The 18,194-nt window shown below is 55.0% G+C and carries 18 protein-coding genes; 11 read left to right on the forward strand and 7 right to left on the reverse strand.

Going from position 1 to position 18,194, the window contains the following annotated elements; all coding sequences use genetic code 11:
* Nucleotides 1-237: 237 nt before the first annotated feature.
* Nucleotides 238-1,335: a murein transglycosylase A gene (gene mltA / locus APU02_RS04240; RefSeq protein WP_060569366.1), complete on the forward strand. Its 1,098-nt coding sequence runs from the start codon at nucleotides 238-240 to the stop codon at nucleotides 1,333-1,335.
* A gap of 77 nt (nucleotides 1,336-1,412) precedes the next feature.
* Nucleotides 1,413-2,219 carry a tRNA cyclic N6-threonylcarbamoyladenosine(37) synthase TcdA gene (gene tcdA, locus APU02_RS04245; RefSeq protein WP_060569367.1) on the forward strand — a complete coding sequence of 269 codons (807 nt, stop codon included), beginning with the start codon at nucleotides 1,413-1,415 and terminating at the stop codon, nucleotides 2,217-2,219.
* A gap of 63 nt (nucleotides 2,220-2,282) precedes the next feature.
* Here tcdA and csdE read toward each other — a convergent pair whose 3' ends face one another.
* On the reverse strand, nucleotides 2,283-2,732 hold the full coding sequence (gene csdE / locus APU02_RS04250) for a cysteine desulfurase sulfur acceptor subunit CsdE (RefSeq protein WP_060569368.1): 450 nt from the start codon (nucleotides 2,730-2,732) through the stop codon (nucleotides 2,283-2,285).
* The gene (csdA, locus tag APU02_RS04255; RefSeq protein WP_042288875.1) at nucleotides 2,729-3,937 is read right to left on the reverse strand and encodes a cysteine desulfurase CsdA; all 1,209 of its coding nucleotides are present in this window, start codon (nucleotides 3,935-3,937) and stop codon (nucleotides 2,729-2,731) included. Before csdA ends, csdE begins: the two co-directional genes overlap by 4 nt.
* A gap of 191 nt (nucleotides 3,938-4,128) precedes the next feature.
* On the opposite strand from csdA, the gene APU02_RS04260 reads away from it, so the two are divergent.
* The 4 genes from APU02_RS04260 (at nucleotide 4,129) to rlmM (ending at nucleotide 7,131) form a co-directional block, all read left to right on the forward strand.
* Nucleotides 4,129-4,356, forward strand: coding sequence for a YgdI/YgdR family lipoprotein (locus tag APU02_RS04260; protein ID WP_012906999.1), 228 nt, complete (start codon nucleotides 4,129-4,131; stop codon nucleotides 4,354-4,356).
* A gap of 350 nt (nucleotides 4,357-4,706) precedes the next feature.
* On the forward strand, nucleotides 4,707-5,624 hold the full coding sequence (gcvA, locus tag APU02_RS04265) for a glycine cleavage system transcriptional regulator GcvA (RefSeq protein ID WP_042288871.1): 918 nt from the start codon (nucleotides 4,707-4,709) through the stop codon (nucleotides 5,622-5,624).
* A gap of 18 nt (nucleotides 5,625-5,642) precedes the next feature.
* Nucleotides 5,643-6,038: a DUF423 domain-containing protein gene (locus APU02_RS04270; protein WP_042288868.1), complete on the forward strand. Its 396-nt coding sequence runs from the start codon at nucleotides 5,643-5,645 to the stop codon at nucleotides 6,036-6,038.
* Nucleotides 6,031-7,131 carry a 23S rRNA (cytidine(2498)-2'-O)-methyltransferase RlmM gene (rlmM, locus tag APU02_RS04275; protein ID WP_042288866.1) on the forward strand — a complete coding sequence of 367 codons (1,101 nt, stop codon included), beginning with the start codon at nucleotides 6,031-6,033 and terminating at the stop codon, nucleotides 7,129-7,131. Before APU02_RS04270 ends, rlmM begins: the two co-directional genes overlap by 8 nt.
* 29 nt (nucleotides 7,132-7,160) lie before the next feature.
* On the opposite strand, the gene fucR is transcribed toward rlmM, so the two are convergent.
* From fucR to fucI, 4 genes are read right to left on the reverse strand one after another with little or no spacing between them, the layout of a single operon-like run.
* Nucleotides 7,161-7,871, reverse strand: a complete 711-nt coding sequence (gene fucR, locus APU02_RS04280; RefSeq protein ID WP_060569369.1) for an L-fucose operon activator — start codon at nucleotides 7,869-7,871, stop codon at nucleotides 7,161-7,163.
* A gap of 43 nt (nucleotides 7,872-7,914) precedes the next feature.
* Nucleotides 7,915-8,337: an L-fucose mutarotase gene (fucU, locus tag APU02_RS04285; RefSeq protein ID WP_060569370.1), complete on the reverse strand. Its 423-nt coding sequence runs from the start codon at nucleotides 8,335-8,337 to the stop codon at nucleotides 7,915-7,917.
* Between the two features lie 11 nt (nucleotides 8,338-8,348).
* Nucleotides 8,349-9,758, reverse strand: coding sequence for an L-fuculokinase (gene fucK / locus APU02_RS04290; RefSeq protein ID WP_060569371.1), 1,410 nt, complete (start codon nucleotides 9,756-9,758; stop codon nucleotides 8,349-8,351).
* A 50-nt stretch (nucleotides 9,759-9,808) separates the two neighbouring features.
* Nucleotides 9,809-11,584, reverse strand: coding sequence for an L-fucose isomerase (gene fucI, locus APU02_RS04295; RefSeq protein WP_042288856.1), 1,776 nt, complete (start codon nucleotides 11,582-11,584; stop codon nucleotides 9,809-9,811).
* Between the two features lie 473 nt (nucleotides 11,585-12,057).
* Here fucI and APU02_RS04300 point away from each other — a divergent pair, with 473 nt between their 5' ends.
* From APU02_RS04300 to fucA, 5 genes are all read left to right on the forward strand, one after another.
* The gene (locus APU02_RS04300) at nucleotides 12,058-13,557 is read left to right on the forward strand and encodes a sugar ABC transporter ATP-binding protein (protein WP_042288853.1); all 1,500 of its coding nucleotides are present in this window, start codon (nucleotides 12,058-12,060) and stop codon (nucleotides 13,555-13,557) included.
* A 3-nt stretch (nucleotides 13,558-13,560) separates the two neighbouring features.
* The gene (locus tag APU02_RS04305; protein ID WP_042288851.1) at nucleotides 13,561-14,544 is read left to right on the forward strand and encodes an ABC transporter permease; all 984 of its coding nucleotides are present in this window, start codon (nucleotides 13,561-13,563) and stop codon (nucleotides 14,542-14,544) included.
* Nucleotides 14,545-14,617: 73 nt separating this feature from the next.
* Entirely contained in the window at nucleotides 14,618-15,568 is a 951-nt protein-coding gene (locus APU02_RS04310; protein ID WP_060569372.1) for an ABC transporter substrate-binding protein, read from the forward strand.
* Nucleotides 15,569-15,709: 141 nt separating this feature from the next.
* Complete coding sequence (locus APU02_RS04315; protein ID WP_042288844.1) at nucleotides 15,710-16,708, forward strand: LacI family DNA-binding transcriptional regulator; 999 nt, start codon at nucleotides 15,710-15,712, stop codon at nucleotides 16,706-16,708.
* Between the two features lie 47 nt (nucleotides 16,709-16,755).
* Complete coding sequence (fucA, locus tag APU02_RS04320) at nucleotides 16,756-17,403, forward strand: L-fuculose-phosphate aldolase (RefSeq protein WP_060569373.1); 648 nt, start codon at nucleotides 16,756-16,758, stop codon at nucleotides 17,401-17,403.
* A gap of 9 nt (nucleotides 17,404-17,412) precedes the next feature.
* Here fucA and xni read toward each other — a convergent pair whose 3' ends face one another.
* Nucleotides 17,413-18,171 (reverse strand): flap endonuclease Xni, encoded by a 759-nt coding sequence (xni, locus tag APU02_RS04325; protein WP_042288840.1) that lies wholly within the window; start codon nucleotides 18,169-18,171, stop codon nucleotides 17,413-17,415.
* Nucleotides 18,172-18,194 lie beyond the last annotated feature (23 nt).

An 18,194-nucleotide genomic window follows, 5' to 3' on the forward strand; every position in this document is an offset into this window, starting at 1 on the left:
CGACGAGCTACCAGGCTGCTCCACCCCGCGTCCGTGGATGCGCACTATACTCTGCTAACATTTTCATGCAACCCTTTTTTCACCTGGATCACGGTTTAAGGGCGAAATTGAACAAAAACAAGGCATTTCAGTTTAAATTTTGCGCGGAATTTGCGTCAGGGTAACCCTGCTCGTTTCATTAGCTGGCGGGGTTTGTTATCTTCTTTGCGTATGAATGACAGCGAAAAGATGAGAACAATGAAAGGACGTTGGGTAAGTTATCTTCTTTTGGGGGCGGTGGTTGCTATGCTTGCTGCCTGTTCCTCTAAACCGACCGATCGCGGACAGCAGTATAAAGACGGGAAGTTTACCCAGCCTTTCTCACTGGTGAACCAGCCTGACGCCGTTGGCGCCCCCATCAACGCCGGTGATTTTGCCGAGCAGGTGAGCCAGATCCGCAGTGCCTCTCCGCGCCTGTACGGCAGTCAGAGCAGCGTCTATAACGCCGTTCAGGACTGGCTACGTTCCGGCGGCGATACCCGTACCATGCGCCAGTTTGGAATCGACGCCTGGCAGATGGAAGGAGCCGATAACTACGGCAACGTCCAGTTTACCGGTTATTACACACCAGTTGTTCAGGCGCGCCACACGCGTCAGGGCGAATTCCAGTATCCCATTTACCGTATGCCGCCAAAACGCGGACGCTTGCCGTCTCGCGCAGAGATTTACGCTGGCGCGCTGAGCGACAATTACATTCTTGCCTACAGCAATTCTTTGATGGATAACTTCATTATGGATGTGCAGGGCAGTGGCTATATCGATTTTGGCGACGGCTCCCCGCTTAATTTCTTCAGCTATGCAGGGAAAAACGGGCATGCTTATCACAGTATCGGTAAGGTCCTGATCGATCGCGGCGAAGTGAAGCGGGAAGACATGTCGATGCAGGCGATCCGTCACTGGGGGGAAACGCACAGCGAAGCGGAAGTCCGCGAACTGCTGGAACAAAACCCGTCGTTTGTTTTCTTTAAGCCGCAGTCTTTCGCGCCAGTGAAAGGCGCAAGCGCGGTGCCGCTGATTGGCCGGGCTTCCGTTGCCTCTGACCGCAGCATTATCCCGCCGGGGACAACATTGCTCGCTGAAGTCCCGCTGCTCGACAACAACGGCAAATTCAACGGTCAGTATGAGCTGCGTCTGATGGTGGCGCTGGATGTCGGCGGTGCGATAAAAGGCCAGCACTTCGATATTTATCAGGGAATTGGTCCGGACGCCGGACATCGCGCAGGTTGGTATAACCACTATGGTCGCGTCTGGGTGCTGAAAAGCGCGCCTGGCGCTGGTAACGTGTTTAGCGGCTGAATATGGTATTCTGAGCGCTGTTTCTATGGATCAGACAGGGTGAGGGATAACCTCGCCCTTTTTAATTCTGAGGTGGTATGTCAGTAGTAATAAGTGATGCCTGGCGTCAGCGCTTCGGCGGCACGGCGCGTTTGTACGGTGAAAAAGCGCTGCAACTGTTTGCCGATGCGCATATTTGCGTGGTCGGGATTGGCGGCGTTGGTTCGTGGGCGGCAGAGGCGCTGGCGCGTACGGGCATCGGCGCCATTACCCTTATTGATATGGATGACGTCTGCGTCACCAACACTAACCGCCAGATTCATGCCCTGCGCGATAACGTTGGTCTGGCGAAAGCAGACGTCATGGCAGAACGTATTCGCCAGATCAATCCGGAATGCCGGGTCACCGTGGTCGATGACTTTGTCACGCCGGATAATGTCGCGGAATATCTGCGCGCAGGCTTCAGCTATGTCATTGACGCCATTGACAGCGTGCGACCGAAAGCGGCGCTGATCGCGTACTGTCGTCGCAACAAAATTCCGCTGGTCACCACCGGCGGCGCGGGCGGACAGATCGATCCCACTCAGATCCAGGTGACGGATCTGGCGAAAACGATTCAGGACCCGCTGGCGGCAAAGCTGCGCGAGCGGCTGAAAAGCGACTTTGGGGTGGTGAAAAACAGCAAGGGTAAGCTGGGCGTTGACTGCGTATTCTCCACTGAGGCGCTGGTTTATCCTCAGTCAGACGGCAGCGTTTGCGCGATGAAAGCGACCGCGGAAGGACCCAAACGGATGGACTGCGCATCGGGATTCGGCGCGGCGACGATGGTGACCGCCACGTTTGGCTTTGTCGCGGTCTCTCATGCGTTGAAGAAAATGATGGCGAAGGCGGCGCGTCAGGCTTAGTGGGATCCGAAATGGCGCCGGCAATCAGGGAGATGAAGCTGCGCTTATTTTGCCTACGGTTCGTTAAGATCCGGCGTCCTGGGCCGCGACCATAATCGCCTCGTTCAGCGCGTTCAGCCCCTGACTGCGCGACGCGCTCAGTTGCGCGCGCAACCCCAGTTCATCGAAGAACGCCAGCGGTGACTGCGCCAGCAGCTGCGCCGCGGTTTTCCCTTCGACAGCTGCCAGCAACACCGCCAGCAGTCCACGTACAATCCGCCCCTCGCTATCGCCGTAAAAGTGCAGCGCGCCATTTTCTCCACGGGTGTAACCCAGCCAGACGCGATTTTCGCAGCCCGCGATCTCCTTCGCCTGGGCTTTGAGAGCGTCGGGCAGCGTCGGCAGCTGTTTTCCCAGTAATATCAACTGGCGGTATTTATCTTCCCACTGGTTGAGCGGCAGGAAGGTCTTGCGCAGCGTCTCTTCATTCACGGTTGTGCCGAACGGGTGTCCGGCAAACATTGGGCTTGTCATTCATCCACCAATAGCTCAAGCGCCCGATCAACGGCGTTGACCAGCGCATCCACATCACTCTTTGTATTATACGGCGCAAATGAGGCGCGCAGGGTACCCGTTACGCCCATTTCCGCCAGCAGCGGCTGGGCGCAGTGCTGTCCGGCGCGCAGGGCGATACCGTATTCCGCCAACAGCGTGACCATATCGCTATGGTGAACGCCTGCAAAATCAAAGGCCAGCAGGCTGGCGTCCTGACAGCGGAAGGAGCGAAAACCGGGACGCTTCGCCAGCGCGTCTTCCGCCAGCGTCGCCAGCCCGCGGCTCCAGTTTTCCGCCTGGGCAGTATCGGTATCGGCTAACCATTCCAGCGCCGCGCTCATCCCGATGACGCCTGCGACGTTAGGCGTTCCAGCTTCCAGCTTCCACGGCGCGGCCTGAGTAGTGAAGCCGTCAAAGCTGACGGTGTCGATCATCTTACCGCCGCCAAGCCACGGCGACATGGCCGCCAGCAGTTCTGGTTTGCCGTAGAGCACGCCAATTCCCGTTGGACCGTACAGCTTATGCGCGGAAAACGCGTAGAAGTCGATGTCGAGCCGTTGTACATCGGCGGGAAAATGGACCACGCCCTGCGCGCCATCCACCATGACCACCATGCCTGCACGATGGGCAAGGGTAATGGCGCGGGCTAAGTCCGGACAGCCGCCGGTAACGTTCGACATTTGTCCCAGCGCGAGGATGCGGCTACGCGGCGTTATTCTCTCCGCCAGGCGCTCAACGTCCGGTAAAAATTGCGCATCGAGCGGCAATTTAACCACTTTCGCGCCGGTTTGCTCCGCCACCATCAGCCAGGGAACGAGATTGGCGTGATGTTCGGCGGCGCTGACGATGATTTCATCGCCAGGCTGAAGGCGGGGGCGAGCGTAGCTTTGCGCCACCATGTTAATGGCCTCGGTGGTGCCGCGAGTCCAGACGATGGTTTTGTCATTCGGCGCGTTCAGCAGCCGTGCGACCTGCTCCCGGGCGGCTTCGTAGCGTGCGGTAAGGCGTTGAGCTTCGGCAAACTGGCTGCGATGCACGTTTCCGGCGCTCAGGCTGTAGAATTGCTGCGTCGCGTCAATAACGGCCTGTGGCTTCAGCGCCGTGGCGGCGCTGTCGAGATAAACCCCGGCGTCGGCCAGTGCGGGAAACTGCGCGCGAAACTGCGCGGGATTGAAAGCGTTCATGGTATTCCTCAGTTCAGTCAGCCGATCGTGGCGCAATTTTGCCGCCGTGACAAGGCTTGCCTGTCACCAGGAATCTTCTGGATAACCTGGCGAAATCAGACCAGTGTCTTATGCTGAATAGTGTTAGGCAAATGTTTCTGCCTGTTACGGAGTACGTTTTTAATAGCATAAACAGCTTTAAGGAGAAGAAGATGAAAAAGACTGCCGCAATTATTTCTGCATGTATGCTGACTTTTGCCCTGAGCGCCTGTTCCGGTCCGAACTATGTAATGCACACCAACGATGGTCGCAGCATCGTGTCTGACGGTAAACCGCAGACCGATAACGATACCGGGATGATTTCTTACAAAGACGCTAACGGCAACAAACAGCAGATCAACCGTACTGACGTGAAAGAGATGGTCGCGCTGGAAGACTAATCCGTAGCGGACAGGTAAAAAAAAGCACCGCAATTTGGCGGTGCTACATTAATCACTATGGACAGACAGGGTAAATGTACAGGAAGTGAAAAAGGGTAGCTTCGCTACCGTGGTCTGAATCGCAGACCAATTGCAAACACAACAACACAACATCACAACCGTAAGCCAAAAGCCCACCAGAACACGCATTCCGATAAAACTTTTCGTTCCGGCTCAGGAAGTGCCGCCACTATAGGTATTTGCTGGTAGTTCCTCAACGGACAAATTATAATGGCTCAGATAAAAAAAACTAATAGGTTACAGCTTGTAATCTAATTGTTAAATTGTTTTAACATCAAAGTCTAATAGCCATGTCTAAACGTCTTCCACCTCTGAACGCATTACGTGTTTTTGATGCCGCCGCACGGCATCTCAGCTTCACTCGCGCAGCAGAAGAGCTTTTTGTGACGCAGGCCGCAGTAAGCCACCAAATCAAGTCACTTGAGGATTTTTTGGGACTTAAACTGTTTCGGCGACGCAACCGTTCTCTTCTTCTCACCGAGGAAGGCCAAAGCTACTTCCTCGACATCAAAGAGATTTTTTCGCAATTAACCGAAGCGACGCGTAAACTTCAGGCGCGAAGCGCAAAAGGGGCGCTGACGGTCAGTTTATTGCCCAGTTTTGCGATCCAGTGGCTGGTTCCCCGACTCTCTAGCTTTAACTCAGCTTATCCGGGAATCGACGTCAGGATCCAGGCGGTGGACCGTCAGGAAGACAAGCTGTCGGACGATGTCGACGTGGCGATTTTTTATGGTCGCGGCAACTGGCCGGGCTTGCGCGTCGAAAAATTGTACGCAGAATATCTGTTGCCCGTCTGTTCGCCGCTGCTGCTGACGGGGGATAAGCCATTGAAGTCGCCAGAGGATCTGGCGAAGCACACGCTATTGCATGACGCCTCGCGCCGCGACTGGCAAACCTATACGCGCCAGCTGGGCCTGAATCATATTAACGTCCAGCAGGGGCCGATCTTCAGCCACAGCGCGATGGTGCTGCAGGCGGCGATTCACGGTCAGGGCGTTGCGCTGGCGAATAACGTGATGGCGCAATCGGAAATTGAGGCCGGACGTCTGGTCTGTCCGTTTAACGATGTGTTGGTGAGTAAAAACGCATTTTATCTGGTTTGTCATGACAGTCAGGCAGAACTGGGTAAAATAGCCGCCTTCCGTCAGTGGATCCTGGCGAAAGCGGCGGCTGAACAAGAGAAATTCCGCTTTCGCTACGAACAATAACTTACTTAGGGTATTACCATGACCAGCCGTTTTATGCTGATTTTTGCCGCTGTCAGTGGCTTTATCTATGTTGCTCTGGGCGCTTTCGGGGCGCACGTGCTAAGCAAAACCCTTGGTGTGGTTGAGATGGGCTGGATCCAGACCGGTCTGCAATACCAGGCGTTTCATACGCTGGCGATCTTCGGTCTGGCGGTCGCGATGCAGCGCCGCATCAGCATCTGGTTCTACTGGAGTAGCGTTTTTCTGGCGTTAGGCACTGTGTTGTTTAGCGGCAGCTTATATTGCCTGGCGCTGTCGCATTTGCGCCTGTGGGCGTTTGTGACCCCGGTTGGCGGGGTGAGTTTCCTGGCAGGGTGGGTGTTGATGTTAATCGGCGCCGTTCGTTTGAAGCGTAAGGGCGTTGTTCATGAATAAAGTGGTGTTGTTGTGTCGCCCGGGCTTTGAAAAAGAGTGCGCTGCGGAAATTACCGATAAAGCGGGACGTCGCGAATTGTTTGGCTTTGCGCGCGTTAAAGAAAACGCGGGATATGTCATTTATGAATGTTATCAGGCCGATGATGCGGAAAAAATTATCAGCGAGCTGCCGTTCAGTTCACTGATCTTCACCCGCCAGTGGTTTGTGGTGGGCGAGCTGCTGCAGCATTTGCCGCCGGAAGACAGGATCACGCCGATCGTCGGTATGCTGCAGGGCGTGGTCGAGAAGGGCGGCGATCTGCGGGTTGAAGTGGCGGACACCAATGAAAGCAAAGAACTGATGAAGTTCTGCCGCAAGTTTACGGTGCCGTTGCGCGCCGCGCTGCGTGACGCAGGCATTCTGACGCACTATGAAACGCCGAAGCGTCCGGTGGTCCACGTCTTCTTTATCGCGCCGGGATGCTGTTATACCGGTTATTCGTATGCCTCAAATAACTCCCCGTACTACATGGGCATTCCGCGCCTTAAGTTTCCCGCCGACGCCCCAAGCCGCTCGACGCTCAAGCTGGAAGAAGCGCTGCACGTGTTCATTCCGGAAGATGAGTGGGATGAGCGTTTGGCGAACGGGATGTATGCGGTGGATTTAGGCGCCTGCCCCGGCGGCTGGACTTACCAACTGGTGAAGCGGAACATGTGGGTTTACTCGGTCGATAACGGTCCGATGGCGCAAAGCCTGATGGATACCGGACAGGTGACCTGGCTGCGGGAAGATGGCTTTAAGTATCGCCCGAACCGTAACAACATCTCATGGATGGTATGCGATATGGTGGAGAAACCGGCGAAAGTGGCGGCGCTGATGGCGCAGTGGCTGGTGAATGGCTGGTGTCGTGAAACCATTTTTAACCTCAAGCTGCCGATGAAAAAACGCTATGAAGAAGTCTCCCAGAACCTGGCGTATATTCAGGCGCAACTGGATGAACATGGCGTGAACGCGCAGATCCAGGCGCGTCAGCTCTATCACGATCGCGAAGAAGTCACGGTGCACGTGCGTCGCCTGTGGGCGGCGGTAGGCGGGCGTCGCGACGAACGCTAAAACTACGCCGGAAGAGGCCTCGTTTGGCGCTATCTTGCCGACACGTCTGAAACAATAGACGTCACCTCATCCAGATGACCCAGCCGGGCCTCTCCCGAACGGTTGAATTTGCTTTTATCGATCAGCAGCAGCGACTGCGCGGCGCGACTCAGCAGTACGGATTTATATTCAGCGTTAAAAGCACTGGAATCCCACAGCGCGCCGTGGCGGTCGATTCCTTCACAGGAAAAGATAAACAGATCAATTTCCAGCGTTTTCAGTTGAGAAATGAGTGAGGGATTCACATAACAACGGTGTTTACGCTCAAGCGTACCGCCAGAACAAATCAGTTGAATGTGCTCGCGCTTGCCTAGCGCCTGGCAGATTGGCTGACTGTTGGTGAACACCTGAATGTCGATATCCGGTAGCTGCCGCGCCAGATACCAGCAGGTTGAACTGGCATCCAGCGCAATGACCATACCGTTTTCGATCCAGCCGAGCGCCTTTCTGGCAATGTCTGCTTTGTGGGCGTAATGGCTTTTCAGACGAAGAGAAAACGGATCGCCGTTATCTCCGTTTTCCCGCCGAATGCTTTTTGCCCGTCCGTGGCTACGCAACACTTTGCCCTGACTTTGTAACGCGCTGAGATCGCGGCGGATGGTCTCTTTACTGACATTAAGCAGCGCGGCCAGCGCGTCAGTGGTCAGGCTTTGATGCTGACTAAGCAGATGCACTATCGCTTGCTGACGTACCGCTTTCATCGCTGACCCTCTCACCGTCCGGAAAACTCTGCCGCAGGTGAGATTACGGCGTTACGCCTTTTTTTAAAAGAATATTCCCGTATTTGGCGCGCTCGCCGGTGATGACGATCGCAAAAGCCTTTTGCGCGCGTTCGTAAAAAGCGAAGCGATCGATGCGCACAATGTCAGGGCAAGGCATTTGCAACGAAAGGGCATCGCGATAGCGGGTCTCAACATCCGGGTCGAGGGTATCACCCTCAACCGCCGCCATCATCACCACCGGCGGCGCATAGCTGTCCAGCTCGAACAGCGGAATGATCGCCCGCAATAATTCGCTAACCTGCAGTCCATCGGCGCGGATTGTCTGCGGCCCCATGCTGTGTGCCGGAAAGTGCGCGTCCGAGAAAACGATCTCGTCGCCATGTCCCATTTCCGCCAGCACCTTGAGCAGTTCAGGCGAGATTAATGGAGAAAGTGTTTTAAGCATGAACCACTCCTTTAGTGTGATGGATAGGGTGACTGAGGATGAAAATAACGGTACTGGTAGCGCACCTGCTCGCGCGCCTGCTGCGGACTGGCAAATTCGCCAACGCCATACCAGCCAAACATCGCCGCCCCGGCGACGGTGGTCTCCGCGTCGTCAAGCACCTTAATGGGGAGGTTCAGCACGTTGGCTTTGATTTGATTCCACAACGGGTTGCGGCTTCCTCCCCCCACCAGCAGAAGCTCCGTTGCCCGGAAGTGCCCGATGCTTTCCAGCATATGCAGGTTTTGGCGAAGCTGTTCCGTTAAGCCTTCCAGCGCCGCGCGGTATAAATGCGCGCGAGTGGTGGCGAGCGTTACCCCTTGCCAGCCCGCCAGCGGGGAGGTAAGCAGTTCACACTGCATTCTGACCCCTTCAGCGCCAGGCGGTACACGCTGTGCCTCATCAATTAGCGTTTGCCAGGGCGTGTCGGGCGTCCATAACAGTTTGCGCGTCCATTCAAGTACGCCGGAGGCCAGCCACTGCATGCCGGGGTTATACAATCCGCTCTGGCTGTCCAGCTCACAGGTTGATCCGGCATAGCGGCTTAACGTCGCGGTATCGACCTGGCGACTGCGTACCATCAGGATTTCCCAGGTGCCGGAGGAGAGCACCGGCTCGTCCTGCGCCGCGCCCGCGCCAAACAAGGCAAACTGAGTGTCGTGTCCGGCGGAGATCACCGGAACGCCCGGCGGCAGTCCCAGCAGCGTCGCAGCGGTAGGCTGCAGCAAGCCGATTCGTTCACCCGCTTCTACCAGCCGGGGAAACAGCGCGCGCGTCAAACCGGCGGCCTGCAAAATATCGCCGCTGAAATCGCGCTGGTGAAGGTTCAGCAACTGGCTGGTGCCGGCCATTGTGATATCGGTGGTGAATTCGCCGGTCAGACGCTGATTAATCAGTGAGGAGATAAACAGCCAGGCATGCGCCTGCGCCAGAAGCGCAGGGTGATTCTCTTTCAGCCACACCAGCTTATACAGGGTATTAAAGCTGAATGCGCCCACGCCGGAAATCGCCTGAAGCTGGCGTGGCGGCATAAAACGGCCGATGGCGTCCATGACCGCCGCCGTGCGCGGGCATTTCCAGCTAATTACCGGATACAGCAGTTCGCCGCGCGCATCCACCAGCGCGCCGTCAACGCCAAAGGTGGTCACCGTAATGCCGCGAACCCGGCAGGCGGACAGTTCGCCGCTCAGCATCCGGCAACACCCGGCGAAGCGTTGCAGTATGGCGTCAAGCGACCACTGATGCCACGCGCTGTTTTCAGTGGCCGCCTCGCTGGCGTTAGGCACCGAGGCGCGGGCGACAATCTTGCCCTGCTGATCGACGGCTATCGCCCGCACGTTGGTTGCGCCACAGTCGAGAACCAGAATAACGTCATTTTTCATAAGGACTCCCGTTGCCGGATGGCATTACGCTATCCGGCCCACGTCGAATCTTAACGCTTATACAGCGGCCCGTAGTTCTGGCAGGCGCGGTAATCCTGACCTTCGATATCCATGCCGTGCGCGGCCCAGGCGGAAGGGCGATAAATTTTCGCTTCGTCCACGTTATGCATACAGACCGGAATACGTAGCATTGCAGCGAGGGTAATGAAGTCAGCGCCAACATGTCCCACGGTGAGCACCCCGTGGTTTGCGCCCCAGTTTGCCATGACCGAATAAACGTCAGTGAACGGTCCTTTGCCGGTTAGCCGCGGAGCGAACCAGGTGGTCGGCCAACTGGAGTCAGTACGCTTGTCGAGTGTGTCATGAACCGCTTTCGGTAGCGCCACGCTCCAGCCTTCGGCGATCTGCAATACCGGCCCCAGTCCCTTGATGATATTCACACGGGTCATGGTGAACGGGACGCCGCCTTCGCTCAGGAAGCGTGACGAATAGCCGCCACCGCGAAAATACTCGTGGATCGCCGGGCACCATTCGGTGGCTGCCAGACAGGCGTCGGCTTCCTCTTGCGTCACCTCCCAGTGCGGTTTCAGCGTCGGGTTGCCGTCACTGTCCCGCTGTTTACAGGTGCCGTCGAGCGCGGCGGAACCGGAGTTGATCAAGTGGATGATGCCGTGTTCCGCCGTACCGCTGAGGGTATGGCCGGTGACGCGTTTAACCGCGTCCGGCGACCAGTAGGTACGCACGTCAGCGAAGACCTGCGCCGTGCCGGTCAGTTGATGGCCGAACAACATCGCGACGCCGTTCAGGCTGTCGTTTTCAGTGGCGACCACCAGCGGTTCGCGCACTCCGTTCCAGTCAAAGGAGCTGTTTAGCAGCGCTTCGGCGGTATCGCCGTTCGGGTATTGATCGGTCCAGTGGCGCTGTCCCTGAAAACCTGCCGCGATGGCGTTGTAGCCGAGGGACTCTTCCACGCGTCCCCTCTCCGCCAGCTTGCTGTTGCCCTGCATCATGTCGCGGATGCACATTGCCATCAGCAGGCTTTCGCGCAGGATGTGTCGGCTCTGTTCAGCGTTGCGCTGGTACTGTTTCGCATTTTTATCTTCGCCAAAGCGGAAATGGGCATCGGCCCAGGCCAGCGCCATTTCCAGTTCGGCTTCGTCGTAAATGTTATGATCGATACGGCGGCGCAGTTCGGTCATATCGACGGACTGCACCTTCATGCCGAGCCAGGACTCAAAGAAATTATGATCGACTATCGATCCGGCAATACCCATTGAGACACCGCCCAGCGAGAGGTAGCTTTTGCCCTTCATGCTGGCCACCGCCAGTCCTGCCCGCGCAAAGCGCAACAGCTTCTCTTCCACGTCGGCAGGAATGGCGCTGTCGCCTGCATCCTGCACATCCTGACCGTAAATGGAAAACGCCGGGATCCCTTTCTGGCTATGGGCCGCCAACGCCGCAGCCAGATACACCGCTCCCGGGCGTTCAGTGCCGTTAAATCCCCAGATAGCCTTTGGACGCATTGGGTCCATATCGATGGTTTCGCTGCCGTAGCACCAGCACGGGGTAACGGTGATTGTCAGACCGACGTTCAGGCCGCTGAATTTTTCTTCGCAAGCGGCGGCTTCCGCCATCCCGGCAATGCAGCTGTCGGCAATGACGCATTCGACGGGCGCGCCGCAGGCATAGCGCAGCTTTTCCGTCAGCAGAGCGGCGGTAGCTTTCGCCATATTCATGGTTTGGGTTTCCAGTGATTCGCGAACGCCCATACGGCGTCCGTCGATCACCGGACGAATACCGATTTTTGGCAGGGACATTTTCTTCATGCGTGGTTCCTCATCTTCGTTTAGACGCGCTGCGCAGGCGAAAAGAGGCGCCACCGCGGCAGTCGGCTGAAAAAATGTGTTTTTGCTAACTCGAGTTAGCTTAGGTATTGGCAGGTTTTTTACACAACTTTTTTCTGACGGGATTGTGAGAAACTTCACGAGAAGTGGTTAAAATTCGATCTACGTCAAATAAAAGCGCATGACGATTTCTATAAAAATCAATCTATTTCAATTGGTTAAAATAAAGAGTCTGCCCGGCGTCACAAATTCACGCCAAATAATTTGGCTATTTGGGGTGGCTAAAATAGCTTTAAAAGGCAAATCGCTAACTCGAGTTAGCAATATTCAGCATTGAGCCAACGTGACGTATCACTGTTTTCAGGAAGAATTCACATTCGCGGTAAGGGGCGGCCCTGAGAACGTACTTCGCCTGATTTACAGCCTGCGGTTTCTGATTATTGAGGAAAGCAGCAATGTCCGAAACATTTTTACAGATGAATCATATTACGAAACGCTTTCCCGGCGTATTAGCGTTGAGTAATGTGAATTTCACGCTCCGTAAAGGCGAAGTCCATGCGCTATTAGGTGAAAATGGCGCGGGTAAATCAACGCTAATGAAAATTTTAGCGGGCGTTTATCAACCGGACGAAGGCGAGATTATCTTTGAGGGAAGACCGATCGCGTTTAGCGATCCGCTTAGCGCGCAAAATGCTGGCATCACCATTATTCATCAGGAATTTAATTTATTTCCTGAATTAACCGTTGAAGAGAATATCTTTATTGGCCGCGAGTATTGTAAAAATAACCGTTGGCGGCTGGATGAAAAACAGCAGCGCCAGGCGGCGACGGATATTTTGCAAAAGCTCAATCTGAATATTGCCCCCGATACGTTGGTCTCAGACCTGACGGTCGCGCAGCAGCAAATGGTGGAAATCGCCAAAGCGATCTCGGTTAACGCCAAAATTTTGATTATGGACGAACCCACCGCGGCGCTTACCGAAACGGAGATTGAGAGCCTGTTTCGCGTTACCCGACTGCTCAAGGCGCAGGGGACCGGCATTGTTTACATCTCGCACCGTCTGGAAGAACTGGCGCTGATCGCCGATCGCGCCACCGTGATGCGCGACGGTCAGTACATCGATACCGTGGAGTATGAAACGGTAAAAATCAGCGATCTGATAGCGATGATGGTGGGCCGCGAGTTGGGCAATATCTTTCCCCCTCGCGCGCGAAAGGCGCGCCGGGAGCCGGTGCTGGAGGTCTGCGGGTTAACGCGAAAAGGCGTGCTGAACGATATTCACTTTACCCTTCACCGCGGTGAAATTCTTGGTTTCGCCGGGTTGATGGGGGCTGGACGAACCGAACTGGCGCGGGCGATTTTTGGCGCCGATCCGGTCGATGCCGGGACGATAAAGCTCCACGGCAAAGCGATCGTGATTAACGATATTGCCGATGCCATCGCGCAAGGTATTTGTTATTTAACGGAAGACCGCAAGAAGGAAGGGCTGGCGCTCAATCTTTCCGTCGAGCGTAACATTATGCTGGGCAATTACCCTGAGTTTTCTGACCGCTTTGGCAATGTTGATACCCGACGTTGCCAGCAAATCAGCGAGGAGCAGGTAAACGCGCTCAGAATAAAAACGCCGCATCTCGAACAGGCAGCCATTAATTTAAGCGGTGGGAACCAGCAGAAAATTATTATTGCCCGCTGGGTGTGTAAGGATACTGAAATTCTCATTTTTGATGAGCCAACCCGGGGAATTGATGTCGGGGCAAAACTGGAAATCTATGAATTAATGAATCGCCTGGTGGCGAAAGGTAAATCGATAATCATGATTTCCTCTGAATTACCGGAAGTGTTAGGCATGTGCGATCGCATCTTAGTGATGCGCAGCGGTCGTATTACCGGTGAATTAACTGCCGATAACGCCACACAGGAAAAAATCATGCAGTTCGCGACGTTAGAGGATTAAATCATGACCATCTCTGTCACCTCATCTGCTACGAATAATAAGAAATTAAAAGTTAACAAAGCGCTACTGATGCGCCTCGCGCCGCTGTTGAGTCTGATCATTCTGATCATTTTCTTTAGCTTCAGTTCGCCCTTTTTCTTTAATACCGAAAATATCATGACCATCGCGTTACAAACCTCGGTGATTGGCATTATGGCGATTGGCGTGACCTTTGTGATTATCACCGCAGGAATCGACCTTTCATTAGGCTCAGTGGTGGCGTTTTCCGGCGTCGCGGTGGGAATTTGCGCCACCCTCGGGCTGCCGCTGCCCGTCTGTATTCTGGCGGGCGTCATTGCCGGAGGGCTTTGCGGTTACGTCAACGGCCTGCTGGTCACCAAAATGACCATCCCGCCGTTTATTGCCACCCTCGGGCTGATGATGTCCGTTCGCGGGATCAACATGGTGATGACGGATGGCCGCGCAATCTATTTTGCCGATTACCCCACCTTTAAGCTGCTGGCCCAGGGGCGTTTGTTCGACGTGCTGCCGTATCCGGTGTTTTATCTCGTTATCGTGGCGCTGGTGGCCGGGTACATTCTCAAGAAAACGGTGATTGGCCGCTATGTCTATGCCGTCGGCAGCAATGAGGTGGCGGCGCATCTCTCCGGTATTAAGGTCCAGCGGGTCAAAATATTCGTTTACGCCTTTTGCGGGCTACTGACCGGCATCGCGGGCGTCATTCTGGCCTCACGCCTGAACTCCGGGCAGCCTACGGTTGGCGTCGGCTATGAACTGGAGGCGATTGCGGCAGTCGTTATCGGCGGCACCAGCCTGATGGGCGGCATTGGCACCATCGGCGGCACTATCATTGGCGCGTTCATCATGAGCGTACTGAAAAATGGCCTGAACCTGATGGGCGTTTCCCAGTTCTGGCAAATGGTGGCGATGGGCATTGTGGTGGTGGCCGCTGTGTACCTTGATACCTTACGCAAAAAAATTCGTTGATTTACGCTCCCGGCAGTCACGGGGCATACAGACCCTGACGTAAAGGGTGAGACACTCACAACGGAGTCACATAATGAAAACCAGGCATCTTGTTTATGCGTTATCCCTGCTGGCGTGCATCTCTTCCGGCGCGCTGGCGAAAGATTTAAATCTTCCGGTGATCAGTAAAGGTTTCCAGCATGAATTCTGGCAAACCGTGAAAATGGGGACCGAAGCGGCGGCGAAGGAGCTGGGCGATAAAACCAGCTATGTCGGCCCTGCCGATGAAACTCAGATCGCCGAGCAAATTCAACTGGTGGAAAACGCAATGGCGAAGAAGCCCAATGGCCTGCTGCTGGCGGCGCTGGACGCTAACGCGCTGGCGCCGCTGGTAGAAACCGCCAATTCACGCGGTATCAAGGTGGTGACCTTTGACTCTGGCGTTAATTCTGATATTCCGGTGAGCTTCGTGGCGACCAATAACCGCAAAGCCGGGGCGGAAGCCGCCGACGCGCTGGCGGCGCAGGTGAATAAGAAAGGCAAGGTTGGCATTATCGCCCACGTAGCGGGGACGTCGTCGGCGATTGAACGTTCGGAAGGATTCATTGCGCGCATGAAGGAGATGTACCCGGATATTCAGGTGCTGCCGGTACAGTACAGCGACGGCGATCCGCAAAAAGCGATGGATAAAACCATCGATATGATCCAGGCGAACCCGGATCTGGCGGGGATCTACGGCACGAATGAGGGATCAACGCTCGGTGTCGCCAACGCCATCGACAGCCAGAACCTGAAAGGCAAAGTGAAAGTCATTGGCTTCGACAGCACTGAGGCGATTATCAATTTCCTGAATGCTGGCGTGATTCAGGGGTTTGTGGTGCAGGATGCGTTTCAGATTGGCTATCAGGGGATCAAAACGCTGAATGCGGCGCTTTCTGGCCAAACGGTGCCGAAAGAGATCGACATTCCGGTGAAATTTGTCAGTGCGCAAAATATCAATACGCCGGAAATTGACAAGCTGTTGCATCCGTTTGGCAAGAAATAAGGCCGTGGGGGGCGAGGCCTGCGCCCCCGTTTATGCGTAACGCCCGCCGGCTCACGCTTAAGCGACTGATGCGGTAAGACAAAAGTGTAAAATGCTTTTATGATTGTGAATTGACGCTTGGACGGTGACTGGGGCAATGACATGGCTAAGACAGTAGAACAGATAGCCAGCGATCTGAATTTATCGGTAACGACCGTGAGACTGGTGCTAAATGGAAAAGCTGAACAGTATCGCATCAGCCTCAAGACACAAACGCGAATAAACGAATATGTGGAGCGCTATGGATATGTCATTAACCATTCCGCCCGTAGCCTTAAGCTAAATAAAACGTATACCCTGGGACTCATTGTTCCCAATATTTCTAACGTCTTCTTCGCCACGCTGGCAGAAAAGCTGGAACAGCGCTGTCGGCGTTCCGGCTACCAGTTGATGATCAGCTGTACCTATGACGATGTGGATTACGAAAATAAGTTAACGAAAGCGTTAATCGCCCGTAATGTCGATGGTCTGTTTATTGTGCCTTCGACCCTGGAAAATCAGCAGCACCATTTACGCCAGGTGAGAAAACCGATGGTATTGCTGGATCGTGATTTTAAATATACCGATAACGCGCTGGTGGAAAGCCATAATATGTCGGGCGGTGAGCAATTAACCCGGCAATTACTGGACGCAGAAAAATTACCGGTCTGGTTTCTGGTGGGCGATACCGGTTTACCGAGTATCAGCGACCGTCTTAACGGTTATCTGAACGCACTCAGAGAAAAAGGCATTCACCATCGTGACTGGGTGCGCGAAGGGCCGGTAAACACCCCGGAAGGCGGTTACGAGATCATGCAAACGCTGATGGATGAACAAGGATGCCCGCAAGCGTTTATCGCGTCCTCATTGCCGGTTCTCGAAGGGGCGGTGAGAGCGATCCGCGATCGCGTTGGCGTCGTGCCGCCTGACATCAATATCGGCACCTTTGACGAACATCCGATGCTTGGGTTTTTGTCGAATAACGTCTGGTCGATGCAGCAGGATGAAAACGCCTGGGCTGAAAAGGCGGTGGACATGATGCTCAGTGCAATCGATGAACGACCAGTGAAAGAAACCGTAAAAGTGGAAATGAAATTAATTAAGCGCGTAAGACAAAAATAAGATGCGCAAAAAAATCAGCCATTGAACCGATTACCCGGAGAACAAAGATGGAAAGAACGCAATTATCCCGTGAAATCATTGAAACCTGTTTAGAAATGACCCGACTGGGGCTTAATCAGGGAACGGCGGGAAACGTCAGCGCGCGTTATCAGGACGGCATGTTAATTACGCCCAGCGGCATTCCTTACGAACGCATGACGGAAAATATGATCGTCTTTGTCGATAACGACGGCCATTATGAAGACGGGAAATTGCCCTCCAGCGAATGGCGTTTTCATCTGGCGGCGTATCAGACGCGCCCGGACGCGAATGCCGTGGTCCACAACCATGCGATTCATTGCACCGCGGTTTCTATCCTTAACCGCCCGATCCCGGCTATTCATTACATGATTGCCGCAGCGGGGGGGAATACCATTCCTTGTGCGCCTTATGCGACCTTTGGCACCCGTGAGCTTTCCGGGCACGTCGCCGTCGCGCTGAAAAATCGTAAAGCCACGCTGTTGCAGCATCATGGGTTGATCGCCTGCGAAGCGAATCTGCAAAAAGCGCTGTGGCTGGCGCATGAGGTGGAAGTGTTAGCGCAACTGTACATGAGTACGCTGGCGGTGGTTGACCCGGTGCCCGTGTTATCAGATGCAGAGATTGCCGTGGTGCTGGAGAAATTTAAAACTTACGGTTTGCGCATAGAGGAATAATTACAATCACTACGCTTTGACCAGCCGTAGCTGCTGCAGGTTGCCGTCGAGTTGTAAATCCGTTTGCAGTCGGGCGATATCGCGACAGAGAAAAGCCATCTCTTTATGCTCATCCAGTTTTTTACGCCACTTTTCCGGCACTTCCGCCAGGTGTGCGTAAAGTCCTTCCAGCGTCTGAAACTGCGCCAACAGCTGCGTGGCGCTTTTCGGACCGATACCGGCGACGCCGGGCACCTTTGAGCTACTGATCCCCGCCAGTCCCCAATAGTCTGGTAACTGTTGGGGCGAGACGCCAAACTCTTTTTCAATGAAGGGGGCATCCAGCCAGCGCTTCTGAAAGTAGTCGCGGATGCGCAGCGTCGGGGAGAGAAGCTGGCAATAACCTTTGTCTGTCGACACGATGGTGGCCTGATGACCGGCCTGAGTGACTTTCACCGCCAGCGTTGCCGCCAGGTCGTCAGCTTCGTGACCGTCAGATACCCAGCAGGCGACGCCGCGCTGTTCAAAGGCGGCACGCAGAGCGGGCATCTCGTCATGCAGGTCATCCGGCATTGGCGGGCGACCCGCTTTGTAATCCGGAAGCCGTTGGTGACGCCATCCGCTGTTTCGCGCTTCATCATCAAATACCGCCACGGCGTGGGTGGGTTGGCTGTGGAGAATCAGCTGATCCAGCGCGTGCTGGCAGGTCTGCGCGCACGGCGAACCCTGCACGGCATGAATGCGGCGAATCAAATTGAGCGCGTCGACAATAAGCAGATGGACAGCCACGGTGTTCTCCCTTTACAACCTGC

This window comes from Citrobacter sp. 50677481 (assembly GCF_001463265.1).
GTDB lineage: Bacteria > Pseudomonadota > Gammaproteobacteria > Enterobacterales > Enterobacteriaceae > Citrobacter_A > Citrobacter_A sedlakii.